The 662-nt window shown below is 63.9% G+C and carries 2 protein-coding genes; both read right to left on the minus strand.

Features of this window, described 5'->3' with window-relative positions:
- Positions 1-112: 112 nt before the first annotated feature.
- Positions 113-397 carry a hypothetical protein gene (locus CFB47_RS41045; RefSeq protein WP_143330804.1) on the minus strand — a complete coding sequence of 95 codons (285 nt, stop codon included), beginning with the start codon at positions 395-397 and terminating at the stop codon, positions 113-115.
- A 2-nt stretch (positions 398-399) separates the two neighbouring features.
- A partial coding sequence (locus CFB47_RS40050) for a hypothetical protein (RefSeq protein ID WP_089464395.1) occupies positions 400-662 on the minus strand: 263 nt, incomplete at its 5' end.

The raw sequence follows: 662 nt of genomic DNA on the forward strand, positions 1-662 counted from the left end.
GGCTTGACCCACAGGCAAGCGGTATCGACGATGCGCGCCGGCGGCACCGTCGGACAGGTCTGGCAGCCGGCCAGTAGCAAACCACAGCCGATGACGAAGACAGCTTGCCCATTCATCGCGCCTCCGATGTCGGGTTGTCTGTGGCCGGGCAGTCAGGAAACCGCGCTTTCAGCATGCTCTGAAATTCAGCATAGCCTTCAGGCGTAAGTTCACCCGTCTCAGGTATAGCCGGGAAACCCCGGCCAGATGGGTTCGGGGCGTTCAGGTCTTCGCACACGACGATATGGTTCATTTGTATCGATGGGCCATGACGCCGCACGATATTAGGCTCCGCGTGTGCTGATTCGATCAGCGCAATCGCACAGAGAGCGCCGAGAAAAATGTTGAGTGATCGCATTGTCAATCCTTCCGCAGCGCACCGAGGTCGGCGAGCCGCGCGTCGAGGTTTGAATCCGGCGTCGCCGCTGCCTGCTGCTGAGCGACGGCCGCTGTCGCCACCGCCTGCTGTCCGACCTGCGCTGCCGCGGCGTTGCCGGCATCAACGGTAGCCTGGGCCTGCGCGACGGTGGCCGCCGCCTTGGCCGTGGCCGTAGCGGCCTGCTGATGCCGGAACATGCCGAACAGCACGCCAGCCGCCGCGAGCAGCCACGGGCCGAATTTCA

It is taken from the genome of Burkholderia sp. AU27893, from assembly GCF_002223205.1.
Taxonomy (GTDB): domain Bacteria; phylum Pseudomonadota; class Gammaproteobacteria; order Burkholderiales; family Burkholderiaceae; genus Burkholderia.